14 protein-coding genes and 1 riboswitch are annotated in these 15725 nt (G+C 39.2%); all 14 genes read right to left on the minus strand.

The annotated features are described in order from the left end of the window. Positions 1–152 precede the first annotated feature (152 nt). A complete protein-coding gene (locus C6W18_RS17300; RefSeq protein WP_105928367.1) occupies positions 153–1268 on the minus strand; it encodes a hypothetical protein in 1116 nt (371 codons plus the stop codon). Then, positions 1265–1942, minus strand: coding sequence for an ATP-binding cassette domain-containing protein (locus C6W18_RS17305; RefSeq protein WP_223251734.1), 678 nt, complete (start codon positions 1940–1942; stop codon positions 1265–1267). The genes C6W18_RS17300 and C6W18_RS17305 overlap by 4 nt, the downstream gene beginning before the upstream one ends. Next, entirely contained in the window at positions 1929–3395 is a 1467-nt protein-coding gene (locus tag C6W18_RS17310) for a hypothetical protein (protein ID WP_105928369.1), read from the minus strand. The genes C6W18_RS17305 and C6W18_RS17310 overlap by 14 nt, the downstream gene beginning before the upstream one ends. A 57-nt stretch (positions 3396–3452) precedes the next feature. Next, on the minus strand, positions 3453–3887 hold the full coding sequence (locus tag C6W18_RS17315; RefSeq protein ID WP_034324807.1) for a hypothetical protein: 435 nt from the start codon (positions 3885–3887) through the stop codon (positions 3453–3455). A 191-nt stretch (positions 3888–4078) separates the two neighbouring features. Beyond that, positions 4079–5497, minus strand: a complete 1419-nt coding sequence (gene bglH, locus C6W18_RS17320; protein WP_105928370.1) for an aryl-phospho-beta-d-glucosidase — start codon at positions 5495–5497, stop codon at positions 4079–4081. Then, positions 5469–7376: a beta-glucoside-specific PTS transporter subunit IIABC gene (locus tag C6W18_RS17325; protein ID WP_003214828.1), complete on the minus strand. Its 1908-nt coding sequence runs from the start codon at positions 7374–7376 to the stop codon at positions 5469–5471. The genes bglH and C6W18_RS17325 overlap by 29 nt, the downstream gene beginning before the upstream one ends. Positions 7377–7702: 326 nt before the next feature. Continuing rightward, positions 7703–8536 carry a BglG family transcription antiterminator LicT gene (gene licT / locus C6W18_RS17330; RefSeq protein WP_105928371.1) on the minus strand — a complete coding sequence of 278 codons (834 nt, stop codon included), beginning with the start codon at positions 8534–8536 and terminating at the stop codon, positions 7703–7705. 233 nt (positions 8537–8769) lie between these two features. Continuing rightward, complete coding sequence (locus C6W18_RS17335; RefSeq protein WP_105928372.1) at positions 8770–9585, minus strand: YwqG family protein; 816 nt, start codon at positions 9583–9585, stop codon at positions 8770–8772. A gap of 172 nt (positions 9586–9757) precedes the next feature. Beyond that, positions 9758–10597, minus strand: a complete 840-nt coding sequence (locus C6W18_RS17340; RefSeq protein ID WP_034324795.1) for a methyl-accepting chemotaxis protein — start codon at positions 10595–10597, stop codon at positions 9758–9760. A gap of 149 nt (positions 10598–10746) precedes the next feature. Continuing rightward, positions 10747–11481, minus strand: a complete 735-nt coding sequence (locus C6W18_RS17345) for an energy-coupling factor transporter transmembrane component T family protein (RefSeq protein WP_105928373.1) — start codon at positions 11479–11481, stop codon at positions 10747–10749. Next, positions 11471–13069: an ABC transporter ATP-binding protein gene (locus C6W18_RS17350; RefSeq protein ID WP_105928374.1), complete on the minus strand. Its 1599-nt coding sequence runs from the start codon at positions 13067–13069 to the stop codon at positions 11471–11473. Before C6W18_RS17350 ends, C6W18_RS17345 begins: the two co-directional genes overlap by 11 nt. Beyond that, the gene (locus C6W18_RS17355) at positions 13044–13643 is read right to left on the minus strand and encodes an ECF transporter S component (protein ID WP_034324788.1); all 600 of its coding nucleotides are present in this window, start codon (positions 13641–13643) and stop codon (positions 13044–13046) included. The genes C6W18_RS17350 and C6W18_RS17355 overlap by 26 nt, the downstream gene beginning before the upstream one ends. Then, positions 13640–14326 (minus strand): thiaminase II, encoded by a 687-nt coding sequence (gene tenA, locus C6W18_RS17360; RefSeq protein WP_105928375.1) that lies wholly within the window; start codon positions 14324–14326, stop codon positions 13640–13642. Before tenA ends, C6W18_RS17355 begins: the two co-directional genes overlap by 4 nt. Before the next feature lie 87 nt (positions 14327–14413). After that, positions 14414–14517: riboswitch (TPP riboswitch) on the minus strand. A gap of 56 nt (positions 14518–14573) precedes the next feature. Next, entirely contained in the window at positions 14574–15701 is a 1128-nt protein-coding gene (locus C6W18_RS17365; RefSeq protein ID WP_105928376.1) for a hypothetical protein, read from the minus strand. Positions 15702–15725 lie beyond the last annotated feature (24 nt).

Raw genomic sequence — 15725 nt, forward strand, 5'->3', positions numbered from 1 at the left:
CTTAAAAAATTAGCAAACTGGACATGGAAAGAACCATGTCCAGCGTAAGACACCAGATAGATTTTATCGAAATAAGTGAAAACCCCACTTTTACTTGAAGTAAAGGTGGGGTTTGTCTACGGTCTGAGAACTGCCTAATGGCAGTTCTTTTTTTAGTTTCGCAATCTTGATACGATATTCTCTTGTGACAGTTCTTTCTTCATGCGTTTTGTGATAATGTAGCGCACAAACCATTTATTCAGTAGAACCAAGACAAGAAGAAGTCCAACTGCTGTACCGCCAATCCATAAAATGATCTCTCCTGGTAATTGACCGAGCAAGAAAGCACCCAAGACGGCAATGAATAGTAACGCTACAATATACACTTTTAGGTTCATCTTATCTATACTGCGGTAGAATTGCTTGATCATATCCTTTGGTGACATCCCATTTAAATACAGGGACAACAAATCACGGTTCAAAATGCTAATCAGTGTATGCATCTGACCTCGATAAATAAAAGCAATCACCACAAATAAAATGATCTGAAATACGACAAGCAACAAAAATGACAATTTTGAATTAGCGACTAATTTCTCTAGCCCTTGCGCTTGGTAGTATACAAAAACATCCTCTTCATCAAACATCCGATCAAACTGGTTCACAAACTCATAAATATCTTCGGTTTTATTTAAATTAACAATGAGTGTTCTAACGCCATCGTAGTTCTCACCAATCTTAATTTGACTACTCATTTTTTTGTACAGATCTGGTGATAGGTAACTGTAATCTTTTAAGAAATAGTTCCCTTCACCTTTATAGTACTCAATATTCGCTTCTAATGGTTCCACTTCACCATCATATGCTTTGATTTTTTTACCTTTGAACCTTTCTGGAAGCAAGATGGTGTTTTCTTTTAGATCACCCTCATAACTCACAGCCTCTTTTGTTGTCGGATTGAATGATAGAGCTGATAATATATCCGTTTCTCCATCTGCTTCAATAGATAACGAGACGTCATATTCGTAGACAATGTCTTTGACATTCGGCATACGCTTAATTTTATCTGTATCGTACTCGTACTCACCGGTTTTCGAATACCCATTAATTAAAACCATTGAAAGGCGCTCGTTAGTCAATACGTTTTTGTAAATATTATCAGCAGAAATCAGGATAGTAAATATAGAGAAAAAGATCAACATCAGCAAAACAAAATTCAAAACAGCCAATTTTCTCAGGGTCGATCGATGTTTCTTTTTTAAATAGTCAAAGACGAATAATGTTTTCATATGGATTGGTTCCTTTTATTCAAGTCTTCAAAACGAAGAACGACATCAGCTTGTTGCACAACGGTATCAGAGTGTGTAACGACTAAAATTGTCTTCGTTTTCTTCAAATCAGATAACATACCAAGCATCATCTGAATGTTATCTTTATCAAGGTTATTTGTTGGTTCGTCTAATAGAATCAGTGAATAATTAAACAGCATGATTTTCAAAAAAGCCGCGCGCTGCCTTTCTCCACCTGAAAGGTTACTAACTGTTACATCAAGTTTCTCGCTCATTTTGAGCTTCTTAGCCTGTTCTGCTAATCTTTCATTTGAGATTTCTTGTTCATTAATTAACGAGATGACATCCAAATTCTCTCTCACAGTTAAAGACTCAATCAAGTTCAAATCTTGAAAGAAATAGGCGATTTTTTTGCGGTATTCATCAATCTGTTCTTGATTTGTAAAATCAATGGACTGATTGAACAACGTCATTTTCCCAGTACTCGGTTTTTGAATCAATGCAATAATGTTAATAAATGTCGTCTTTCCACTACCACTTTCCCCATGAAGGGCATAAAGGCCAGAGCCTTGAATATGTAAAGACAAATCTTTTAATATGGTTTCATTCCCATATCGAAAGCCAAGGTTGTCGATCTTTAGAATCGACGTATCTCCTTTATTATCTAAGTTCACTAGCCATCTCAATCCCCTCTAACAAATTAAGTGTGTGATTACCATAAACACCTAATTCGAAATCGTAACTTCCTTTAGATGTGCAATAACCTAAGCCACAATGAGAGGCTTTAATTTTTTTCTTAATTTGATTTTTTGGCACATCAAGGTTATAGCGTAATAAAAGATCCGTATATAAATTGAGAATAATGTAATGATTATCTCCATGATATGAAATAACTTCATTAAACATATCTACCAATTTATTCTTATCTTCTTGATTTATGTCTACAATATCATATTTCATAAGTGTTGTTAATAAATCATCCGAATCGCTCCACTTCACAATACTCTTATCGGCTTTTTCCCCTTTAAGTTTAAAACAATAGTACATTTCACTACTGTTCTCTATGTTTTGACATGTGCCATCAGGAATCGATGTTTCGTCAAACGGCAAACCTAATTCACTCGTGATTTGCTTTGCGAAAAACTGATTTTGATAACTGCTTAATTGATGTTCGTCTTCAAGTAAACCTTCGTATCGATTAGTTAAAATCTGTCTATATTCTTCTGCTTGGTCAAGATCAGCACTAGAAAAAATGTTTGACATTAAATAAAGATTCCTTAAAGAATCTAATGAGTAAAATAATGAAGGAAAAGGCATATAATTTGAAGGAATGTTAAAAGTAAGCCCGCTCTCTTTTTGATGATTCATATCCTGTAATAACTGAATGATTTGAAAGTGGAACCAATATGTAATTTCATCTCTAAACAAAATGGTTTTTTGGTTATCTTCATTAAAATAAATCTTCGTTAAATGTTTCACATTTGGTTCTATCTCTAACATATTCGCCAATATAAGTGATGCGTAAAGAATAATAGGCTCGTCATAATCAAAAAGAGATAAACTTGTATATTGTTCCAAGTTAGATTGAATCTCTTTTTCTAAAAAGGTAGGTACCTTATGATGAAAATATGATGTCAATATCAGATAATAATGGTACTCTATTTTATCTTGCGGAGACGGCTTTTCCAATTTGGAGAAAGTTTCATTGACTAGTTTAACACCGTTAGAATCCTTTATTTTAATAAATACATCATATAATAAGAAAAGGTTTAAATAGGAATCCATACCGGTGATATCTTTCTTTGAAAATTGATTTTTATTCACACTGTGAGAAAGTGCCACCTTACAGAAAAATTGATTTTTTTCTTCCCTACATTCTACTTGTTTACGATCGTGACCACGATTTTTTTGGTAAAGTGCTAGCGTGTTTTGAATTAATTCGGATGGTTGCTCTTGTTGGCTGTTGACCTCAAAGACTTGACCTCCTGACTCACTCTTCATATAAGAGTGGATAGTACGTAAAAAATCTTTGTTATAAATCTTTCGTTGCATAGATATTTTTTCATTTTGACTACATCCCGTTACAATCAAGATCATTGAGACTATAAATATTAGTATTCTATACATGATGTATTCTCCTAATATTAATTGAAATAAGTGCGGAATAACTGAATCAATAGACTTTTAGATTTTAGCTGTAGCTGTGTAAGTTCTGCTGCTATTTTGATCTACTTCAGTTGTCGTATACATACCAAGATAAATAGCTAATCCACCTGCACAAACGTTACCTGAAGTAGTGTAAATTTTACCTTTCGTTGACTTACTATAAGACTTACTTGAAGCACTTCCTGTAGCTCCCGTTCCTGGAGCAGAAACACTTCCACCAACAGTGTAGAAACTGACATCGTGGTGAAGTTTCTTAAAGCCTGTACGTGTTGTTTGACTTTGAGCTTTAAATTTGCCGCAACCTTTAAGATCAGACCAATATGGTAAATCCGCTTTAGCCGTTACCTTAGAAATTGTTTTTACTGCTCTATAAGCTTGAGCATCTTGAACATAAAATAATGATGATGCAACTACAAAAATAATAGCTAGATATAAAAATTTGAATTTAGACATATTTTCCCCCGATTTCTCGATACAGTTATTCCGCAATCGGGATAATTATCCTATATTACCAAATTTATATCAACTACTATCGATCGACACATTACGACAATTCTCAAAAGTATTTAATATAATTGATATGTATTTGTTATATTGCAAAAAAACCACTCATGGCATTGAGTGGTTTTTTTGACCTTAATTTTTTATGCGTCTAAATGCTCACCATTCGTGGCAATCACTTGTTTATACCAATCGAAGCTTTTCTTTTTCTTTCTATCTAATGTACCGTTTCCTTCATTATCACGGTCGACATAAATGAAACCGTAGCGCTTTTTCATTTCAGCAGTTGATGCACTAATAAGGTCAATTGGACCCCAGCTTGTATAACCCATCAGATCTACTCCGTCTGCGATGGCTTCTCTCGCCTCTAGCAAATGGCTTCTGAGGTAATCAATTCGGTAATCGTCTTGAATGGACCCGTCTTCTTCTACTTGATCGACAGCTCCCAGTCCATTTTCTACGATAAACAATGGTTTTTGGTAGCGGTCATATAGCTGGTTTAGTGTTGTACGAAGTCCTTTTGGATCAATTTGCCAGCCCCAATCACTTGCTTCTAGATAAGGGTTTTTCACGCCTTCGAATAGGTTACCACCAGTAACTTGTCCAAGAACCTCTGGATCTGTACTTGTCACAAAGCTCATATAATAACTGAAGCCAATATAGTCCACTGTATGGTTTCTTAGGATGTCTTCATCACCATCTTGGATCTCAATATGAATTCCATTTTCGCGGAAGTATCGTTTCATGTAACCTGGGTAGTAGCCTCTTGCCTGTACATCTGAGAAGAACAATGTTTTACGGTCCTGATCAATCGCAGCAAACATATCTTCTGGTCTTGAGCTATACGGATATGTGGTCATCGCTGCAATCATACAGCCGATTTTCGCATCAGGAATGATTTCGTGTCCTGCTTTGACAGCTAAAGCACTTGCAACAAATTGGTGATGCGCTGCTTGATATTGAATGCTTTTCTCGTCATCACCCTCTTCAAATACAAGTCCGCCGCCAGTGAAAGGTGCATGTAACACGACGTTGATTTCATTAAAGGTCATCCAATATTTCACTTTGTCTTTATAGCGAGTAAACAACGTTTTCGCATATGTTTCATACAGATCGACAAGCTTACGGTTTCTCCAACCGCCGTAGTTTTTCACAAGTGCAAGCGGCATTTCATAATGAGAAATCGTGACAACTGGTTCAATTCCATGCTTATGGAGTTCATCAAATACTCTGTCATAAAAAGCAAGACCTGCTTCATTTGGTTCAGCATCATCGCCATTTGGGAAAATACGCGGCCAAGAAATGGATAGTCTGAAGCATTTGAATCCCATTTCTGCAAAGAGTGCAATATCTTCTTTATAGCGATGGTAGAAGTCAATCGCATCATGATATAAGTTCAAGTCTTTCATTGATTCATCGAATGGATGCATAATACCGTGCGGTGATACATCAGCTGTCGATAAGCCTTTTCCATCTTTATTATAAGCACCTTCAATTTGGTTGCCCGCAACAGCGCCGCCCCATAAGAAACCTTTAGGAAATGTTTTTTCTAACTTGTTCATGTTGAATGCCCTCCTCGTTTTCTTCTACACTGACTGTGAGCAGTGTCTCTTGTACTGAAATCGTGCCTTCTGTTTTCGCATCAACTTGTGCAAAATCGTTTGTGTTGGTCACAATAATTGGTGTGGTGACATCATAGCCTTCTTGCTGAATGCCCTCGATATCAAATTCAACGAGCACATCTCCTGCTTGAACAAGATCACCTGACTCTACATGACTTGTAAAATGCTTTCCGCCGAGCTTCACCGTATCAATTCCAACATGGATGAGGAGCTCAGTGCCTTGGTCACTCTTTAAGCCAATGGCATGTTTCGTTTGAAAAATGGTTTCAACCTTGCCATTGAATGGTGCTACTACACGTCCAACTGTTGGGACAATGGCTGTACCTTTACCCATGATTTCATTTGAGAATGTTGCATCATTTACTTGATTTAGCGGCTTTAGTTGTCCTTCAAGCGGGCTTTGTACCACTTCATTTTGAAGTGCTGCTGTGTCTTTCTTTTCTTCTGGTTTGTCTGCTTTTGTATCATCTTTCACTGGTACATCTTTGAATCCTAGGACAAGTGTCATGATGGTTGCTACAACAAAACCGATGACCAATCCAATGATGGAGTAGACAAATGTTGGACCAATGAATGTTGGGAGACCCGGGAGACCTGCTGATCCAGATATCACATATGATTTTACTTTAAAGATCGACATGAACACGCCGCCTGCTGCTGCACCAATGAGGGCTGCAAGGAACGGTTTTTTCAATCGCATGTTCACACCATACATAGCAGGTTCAGTAATACCCATTAATGCAGTGATACTTGTAGACATCGCCAATGATTTGAATGTTTTGTTTTTTGATCTTAAGAAGACACCGAATGCTGCGCCTGCTTGTGCCATATTCGCTACAAACATCATTGGAAGAATGAAGTCAAAACCGTTTAACGTAATATTGTTGATCATGATTGGAAGTAGTGCATAGTGCATACCCGTAATGATCAATGGTGACATGAAGCCGCCGATCAAGAATCCAGCCAAAATACCTGCATGTTTGAACAATAAATCAATTCCACCTGAAAGGCCATTTCCGATAATCCCACCAAGCGGTCCTACCGCGATGAGCATAATTGGTACAACGACGAGAAGTGTGACCGTTGGAACAAGGATGATCTTTAATGATTTCGGGCTGTATTTTTCTGCGAATCTTTCAACATATGAGCCGAGCCAGATAGTAAGTAAAATTGGAATGACCGATGAAGAGTACACAACGGCCACCACTGGTAAGCCTAGAAATTCTGTATTTCCTGCGCCTAGTAAAGCCGTTAACTGCGGGTGCAGTGCGGCGGCTGCAATGGCAGCGGCGATATACTGATTTGTGCCAATTTTTTTGGCGACGCTTACAGCAAGCAGAATCGGTAAGAAGTAAAAGGCTCCGTCGCCGATAGCTGTTAAAATTGCATATGTGCTGCTTTTATCCGATATCCACTGGAACGTCAGCATGAGTGCCAATATCCCTTTGATCATACCGGCTCCAGCGATGGCTGGAAGAATCGGTGTGAAGACACCAGAGATAAAATCGAAAAGCTTTGAAATCACATTTTGTTTTGAAGCCTCTTCTGTACCGCCTGACTTTACATCTGTTGACAGGCCTGAGTCAGCAATCATCGCTTGATAGACATTTGAAACATCATTGCCAATAATGACATGATATTGACCCCCGCTTTGATTCACACCCATGACCCCGTCTGTTGATTGCAGCTTCTCTTTATCCGCTTTGCCTTCATCGTATAAGTTGAAGCGAAGTCTTGTCATACAATGCGTGACTTGCTTAACATTCTTTTCACCGCCGACAAGCTCTAGAACTTCTTTTGCTGTTTGTTTGTGGTTCATTGTATTACCCTCCAATCGTTGATTACATCTTGATATAGAAAAAACCTAAACATCCATTAATGTCCGAAAAATAGCGATTCAGACATTAATCGATATTTAGGTTTTGCCTGCTTGACCAGTAACAATCCTTCATAGCGATTGATCATTATTTAATTTTATATGTCTTTAGATATAAAAAAACCTAAATCACGCCTTATCAAAGATAGGGACAATGATTTAGGTTTTGCCTGCTTGACCAGTAACAATCCTAAAAGATTGTGGGTTATTTAGTTTATAGTTATAAATTATCATGTTAATTTAGTGATGTCAACGCTTTCTTTTTAAATTTATTTTCTTTTTATCACTCTGTCGATATGCAAAGTTAAGTATAACATCTCATCTTCTATGAGACTTCGGTTGTATTCTTTTTGAACATAATCATTAATTTTTTCGGCGCATTGGAAAGCTGCTGTGTTTTTTTCTTTTACCACTTCATACAGAAATTCATTTTGATTTTCCATTTGTGTTTCGTTAAACAGACGCTGCCCAAAAAACTTTAAATGAGTGACAAAACGGAAATAGTTTAATGATTCCTCGTCTAAATCAATTTGAAAGTGATACTTGACGATATTTAAAATATCTTGAATGAGTTTGGTAATTTGAATCACGTTCGGCATTTCCTCATTGAGTTCTGCATTGACAATGTGCATCGCAATAAAACCGGCTTCATCCTCAGGAAGATGGATGTTAAGCTTGTCCTGTATGATCCGAACCGCTTCTACACCGCACATGAACTCATCTTTGTACAACCGTTTAATTTCCCAGAGCAAAGCATTTTTGATGTCCATTCCTTTTTGATGACGTTCGATGGCAAAGGTGATATGATCCGTCAACGTCACATAGATGCTGTCATTTAAATTTTTGTTCAGGGTCGTTCTCGCATGATCAATAATCGCCTCACACACTTGCATATACTCGATTGGAATATCATAAAGCAGGGTTTTAAATTTTTCTGATATATCTTTATTTTGAATGGAAAATACTTTTTCGATACGTTCTTCGTCAATCGGGTCTCCGCTTTTCTTTTGAAACGCGATCCCTCTGCCCATAATGACCAGCTCATGCTGCTCGTCATCATACGCACTGACCACATTATTATTGATTACTTTCGAAATGATCAATTGATACCCCCCAGTACATTCCGCTTTTTCGAGCATTTATTGTTGATTGATATGTCATTTTATTATTATTATCAAAAAAGAGGACTTTAAGATGATTTTACATTTTTTTTTGATACGGTCAACTAGAAAGAATGACATATTACCTCTCAAACATGACGAAATAGGGACAAAAAGTCTAAAAACATACACAAAAACACTCTATAAAGAGTGTTTAAAGAGTGTTTTTTACAAAATCAGGAGCAATCCCAATTATAGACGACATTCTCGAAATTTTTTCGTTTGAGGTCTTCTGGTTTGATAAAAAAGTTGGCGATCCCGCAATCTCCCCACAACATATCCACTTCATCATCTGAGTCGATTTGTAATAACAGAACGGTATGTTCCTGGTCTTCGTAGGTACGCGGGTCCTCTTGTGTAAAGCCTGGATACCCACCCAATTTGTGACCAAAACCACTCTCTGTCTCATAAAATTCATCTAGCAAGGCATCCGCTTCATCTCCATCAATACCTTCTACACCTTCGAATAGGTCCCAGCTTTGTTTGCCTGTGACTTTTTCAAATCGAAAATCTCCTACACTGATCGTTTCGCTTGATAATTCACCTGTTATCGCGCCTTCTTTCGTCACAGGAAAATAAAAATCATCTGGAATTTTCACAAAAGAAAAATCAGTTAATAACTCTTCTTCTGCTAAAAAAGGTTCTTCAATGAATTTAATCCGAAAATCTTTTTGCTCTGTTTTATGGTCAATATTCATCCCATAAAGATCATCATGAACAGAAATAAAAATTTGCAGAAGTCCTGTTTCTGGATAATCTTTCAGCTTCGGCAGCTGTCCAAAATTAACTTGTGCCAAAAGCTTCATAGGATGTCCTTCACCGTCAACTGGATATTCGTCGTTTTTTGGGAAGTAAGGGTCCCCTGCTATTTTGCTGTCGTATGGTCCTGTTTTTCCTTGTTTCATCTGTAATTGAATCATTGGTTTTTCAGTTTGATCTAACAATGTTCGGTAAGGTGCGAGTATTTCTTGCAGCTTCGCTGATTGTGTCACGATGGTCTTCCTCCTTATGAATAGGTCTAATGACCAAGCTAGTCTCTCTTTTTCTATCATACAGAAGTGTACCCTGCCTGTCAGCGATCAATCGGTCAATATCCTAACAAGTTCCTCACCTTAAAACGTTAAAAAAACCTCCTATTCAGCTGGAGGTTTTGATCAGAATTTTTTATTTCACTTGATAGTTAACTAAGTCGTCTGCCAATGCTTTCATCGTTTCATTAGTTTCGTGAAGTCCTTCAATAATTTTAGTAAAAGTGCCTACAAGCTCTGCTTGATGCTCAGAGGAAGCCACGATTTGTGCAATTTCTTCTTCCATTCCTTTAATAGATCCCTGTACATCTTTTAGCGCTGTTTCAATATCAGTCGTCGCTTGCTTCGCATGAGTGGATAGCTTCCTCACTTCTGTTGCGACCACTCCAAAGCCTGCACCCGCTTCACCTACTCTTGCAGCTTCTATTGATGCGTTGAGTCCGAGTAAGTTCGTTTGATCAGAGATACCTTTGATGAGATTGGACACTTGATTGATTTTAGAGGAATTTTCGACAGTGGTTTTCGTATTTTGCAGTATTTGTTCACTTGTCGCTTGTAGTTCCTCTGAATGTGCGGCAACTTGCTGTACCATCGCGACTAGTTTTTCAGATGCTTGGTTGCTCTCTGTCATGATGTGATCTAATCGATGTTGATTGGTTTGGTCATATGCAACACAAAAGGCAGCGACAACCTGACCATTCTCATCTGTAATCGGGACGGCTACGATATCCATTGGAATCCCGTACACCTCTTTCGGGATTTGAATAAATGATGGCTCTCTCCCATTTTTCAGCATCGCAAAGTTTTGAAATCCATTAGCCACTGTATCACCAGCTTTAAACCCTAAGTCAATGTTCCCATGTTGCTGATAATAAAGAACCTTCTCTTTCCCTAAAACAGAAAAGGTTAGTTGCTCTCTCATAGCTAGTCCAATGATTGGTAAAGCGTCTATTATGTTATCAATTCTCTGTGACATTCGCTCACGTTCATCCTCTCTTTTTCTCAGTACATCCTCTTTATCGGTTCTTTATATGATCTATTACAGCCTGCAATGTGTACTAATATCAATCAAATGACCTAAGACATATAAAACACCCACATTCTATCAAGAGAATGTGGGTGTTTTTAAAAAAAGAAAATGCACACGAAGACACTGATACCTATGAAAAAAAGGTACATGTAGTCAATCCAAGATGTGCTGATGACATGATAATACGTTCGCTCCCTCGTCCCTGTGAAGCCTCTTGCTTCCATCGCAATCGCTAGGCGTTCAGATTTTCGTACGCCCTGCGTGAAAAGGGGAAGTGCATAACGTATAAAGGCTTTCCAGCTGTTTTTTTGCTTGTAGCCCCTGATTTTATGCGCAGCCTTCATTTGCTTTAATTCACTCTGAAACAACGGGATAAATCGGAAGCCGGCAAGCATCCCATACGCCCATTTAGGTGACATTCGGCATTGATGTATTAAGCTCATCATAAAGGCTGTCAAATCTGTTGTAGAGGTAAAAAGAAGACCAAAGGTCACAAAGCCAAGCATTCTGAAAGATATGGTGAGGCCATTTCTTAAACTCTCCTCTGTGACATGAAACCACGCCCACTTCCAAACAGTATGATCCCCCTTGCCGAAGGCCGCCATCATCCAAAACACGAGAATAAAAAAGATCAGATAAGGGACCAATCTTGTGATAAGATACTTGATATTCCAACCGCCTAGGACAAGCCCGATACCAAGAGCAAACAGCCAGATGATGAAGGTTGTTTTGGGATCGGGAATCGCCATAAGACAACACATTGCAAGAAGATGAGCGAGTAATTTCATGACTGGATTCACAGTGGATAGAAAGGAGTGATTACTTTGCAATCGTCAGCACGTCCTTTCTTTCAGCCACATAGCGATAATGCAAAGGCACTCTCAGCTGATAGGAATCAACGAGTTTCTGATTTGAAAATAAATCATAAGGCGTGCCATCATACACATGCTCCCCTTGGTGAAAAAGCAGCACCTGATCTGCGCATTTATCGACGAGCTCCATATCATGTGTGACCATCATAATGGTAGTGCCTTGGCGTTGCCGCTCTTTCAAACGTCTGATTAATTCCTTCGCCGTTTTTTCGTCCTGTCCAAAAGTCGGTTCATCTAACAGTAATACATCCTGATCAAAAAGAAGCATTGTGGCGACACTTAATCTTCTTTTTTGCCCTAAACTTAAGGTGAAAGGATGCGCTTCCGCATGCTTCTCTAAGCCGAACTCTTCCAATAGCTGATACGTTTTTTCTTGTACCACTGATTCTGGCCAATTTCGCTGTCTTCCGCCAAATGCGATTTCATCAAACACCGTGTCTTGTATAAATTGTAGCTCTGGATTTTGAAAAACAAAGCCTGCTTTTTCATATAGTAATCGGTCAGACCACTTTTTGAGATGTTTTTCTTTTAAGAAAATATGGCCTTTTTTGATTGGCTCTAATCGGATCAAATGTTTAAGACATGTACTTTTTCCGCTTCCATTTTCCCCGATGATCGCCACCCAATCTCCTGTTTTTATATCCAACTGCAGGTCATTCATAATCCTTTTTTTTCCGTAGCTTAATTGAAGATCATCTGTGCGAATGATTGTCTCTCGATCGATTGATGACACCTTCTCACGCCGCTCTTTTCTTGCTTCAAAGGTTTGCATAAGTGTTTGACTCAGTGGGTGAAATGGATCTTGAATGATAGTGGACCATTTCTCGGGAAATATTTTTGGGCGCCAAATTCCTGCCTCTTTCATTTCTCCCTCATATGCTGTCATCACCTCTTTCGGAGATCCATCTGCTAAGATGCTGCCTTGATCATCTAATAAAATAACCCGATCCATCCATTCGATGACACCGTCTAGCACATGCTCCACAAAAATCATGGTTTGATGTTGATCAGCTGCAAGCTGCTGAAGCAGCTGAAATATCTCCATTCTGCCTGCTGGATCAAGCTGTGCAGTCGGTTCATCAAAGAACAGAACATCCGGCTCTAACGCTAGTAAGCAAGCAAGCGCCAATCGCTGCTTCATGCCGCCTGATAATGTGTGAATATCTGTATTCGGATCGACATCCAGTTGTACTTTTTGCATGAGATGCTGAATGATGTCATCCATCTCTTCACGAGGGACAGAACGGTTCTCTAAGCTAAATGCAATTTCTTCATTGACCCGGTGCATACAAAACTGGGAATCAGGGTCTTGAAACATAACACCTGTATGTCTTTGTAACATCACTTCTCCCTGCACGTCAGCTTCCATATGTTCTGGAATGATACCAGAAAGCACCGAAATGAGCGTGGATTTTCCGCTTCCGCTTGGTCCTAAAATAAGCACCTTTTCTCCCTTTTGAATAGAAAGAGATACTTGATGCAGAACAGGCTTAGGCTGTTCATAAAAACGGACAGTGAGGTTACTGCACGCGAGAAATGAATCCATGCTGTTCACCTTTGTTTCGTTTTTCTTTCATGATGGCATATTGATTCAGTACACCGGTCTTGGATAATGCATCCACTACAACTTTCGCTAAGCATCCCCCAAGTATCATACCGCTGATGATTTGAGTCACAAGTGTCATGAGTAAAACTTGAGGCGTATAATAACCAAATCCATTGGCAACCAGGCTATATGCCATCGCTCCTACAGCTGCAAAGGCACCAGACAGCATAAGTGTCCACATGCGATATCGTTTATAACCAAAAAGAGCGAAGGCGATTTCTGCCCCAAGTCCTTGGCATACACCAATCAGCAGAGCTGAAAGACCGAAGTGGCTGCCTGTCAGTAATTCCACGGCGGCTGCGGCTGTTTCTGCAATGAGGGCAGCTCCGGGCTTTTGGATGATATAAGCGACGATTGGACTGGCAATCACCCAAATCCCAAACATGATATTGCCTCCTGCTGGACCAACAAGTGCTGTAATCGGTAAATAAAGAGTGGACCACCCTAAATAGATCACACCGCACGCTACAGATAGGATCACAGCAAGGACGACTTCTTTCATCTTCCACGTCATGATGAATGCACCTCCAGCTTGACTGGCCACTCTTCCAAAGTGAACGCCATTTCCCAGAATTTGTACTCAAGCTGACAGCTTAAGAAGAAGTGCTGTTTCATTTTTTCTTTTTCTTTCTCACTTGCTCCTTCCGCCCACTGATCAAGCCTTTTGCAAAGCTCAACTGTAACTGAGTCAGTTAACCCGCCATAAAATGTGATCCACTCATAAAATGGATGCGCCGGGTCAGGCTGCACATCTGAAAGCATTCGTTTGCCTATTTCCCAATATGTCCAAGGGCAAGGTAGCAAAACAGCAATAATTTCTCCAAGCGTGCCTTCCTGTGCGACTTGCAGCATGTGATGAATATAGTGGTGAGCACTCGGAGCCAATGTAGCACCTTGTAGCTCATCATATGCTACACCTGCCACTCGGCAAAGGTTTTGATGAGGATGTGTCTCACTATCTAGTACAAACGCGATCTGCTGATGGAAAAAGGCAATATCCTCTCTATCTGTACATCTACTAATCGCTGCCGCATAAATTTTAATGAATGCATTTAAGTATTCTGCATCTTGTTTGACGTAATGGATGATCTGTTCCTTTTCAAGCTTTCCTGCTGCCAGCCCTCTGACAAACGGATGCTGATAAATGGCTTCAAATAATGGTTCTGCTTCTTTCCTTAATTGCGTTGAAAATGTCATAAAAAAAGCCTCCTCTTCTTCAGTTGAATAAATGAAAAAGCCACCCCAAATGGAGCGGCCTTCTTATCGATTCAATCATGAATAAGACAAGGTCCAGCTCCACTTCCCTCCGCTAGTACGAACTAGATCAGGTTCAAAGGGTCCAAGATTTCCTCTTGTCTCAGTCATACATGACTCCCCTAGTGGACTTTTGTCATTTAATTATCTTTACTGTACACATGTGGCGATTTGATGTCAACCGCCTTTCTTAATTCAATGTATTAATCGTTGGCAGCTTCTCGATTCCTGCAGCATAGTAGAAATTAAGAACACTGAAGAAATCAATCGGCTGTCCTGTTTTTAAATCAACGGCTAAAATATGATCGCCGTAATTTGTCAAATCATCAAGGTCTAAGCGTCTTGGTGTTGTCTTCCCAAGCGTATCAACAAAGCTACTATGGTAGTATTGTCCGCTTGCATACGATGATTGATGGTACATAAACAATGTCTCCACATCTAAGTAGACGAGAATGGCCTCAGATGAACTCGCATAAGGAGCAGAGTACGATACTGGTGCCGAAATACTTTTCACTTTCACACTTTCAACAGAATGGGTTCTCTGTTCATATTTTCCATCATATGAGAAATAAAACACACGCTCCCATTTATAATCGGCGGTCTTCGATTGTTTGTTATACACTTTTGTACCATTTGCGAAAACATCCCCATTGGCATACGCAGCGACAAAGTATTGCAAGGTTGATGACAAGGATTCAGCACCTGTGAAATTGGGTGGGTTTTTTGCATTCACCTGTAATGTATATGAGTCTCCGAAGTCTCCACCGCTTGTGATTCCAAACGCATAATCACCCGCTGGTAAATTGCTTACCCCAAGCAGACTGCCTGCCGGTTGAATAAGATCCGTTGGATAAGCTTGTCCTGCTTCAAAATCAACAACAAATAATTGAACGAAATAATCAGCATTTTGAGAGGTAATCCGGCTGATGAGTGCCTGAGGTGAAGACGTGCTTAAAAACCATAAATCAACTGGATCCTCCTCTGATAAGACAGCCGATTGATTGATTGCTAGTCCATCGATGGAACGGACAGCAGACGTTCGTAGCTTTCCATCTTTAGCTGCTTTTCGTTTGATACTGATTCCATTTTTCTTATCTACTTTAAATGATTTTTTCACTTGCTTCTGTTGAATAGCGGTTCCTTTATCCTGCTTCAAAAATGACTCTTGCACTTGCTGGATGGCTTTTTCCGACAATGGCGACACTTTTCCATCTGACTTTGGTGCGTCTTCTGCTTTTAATGCTGGTGAAAATAAACCTGCTGTCACTAGTAAAACAGACAGCAAAGCTACGGTGATTTTTACGTAAAATGCTCTCACAGGAACATCCCCTTTTCCCTAATT

It is taken from the genome of Bacillus sp. LLTC93, assembly GCF_002993125.1.
Lineage (GTDB): Bacteria > Bacillota > Bacilli > Bacillales > Bacillaceae > Bacillus > Bacillus zhangzhouensis.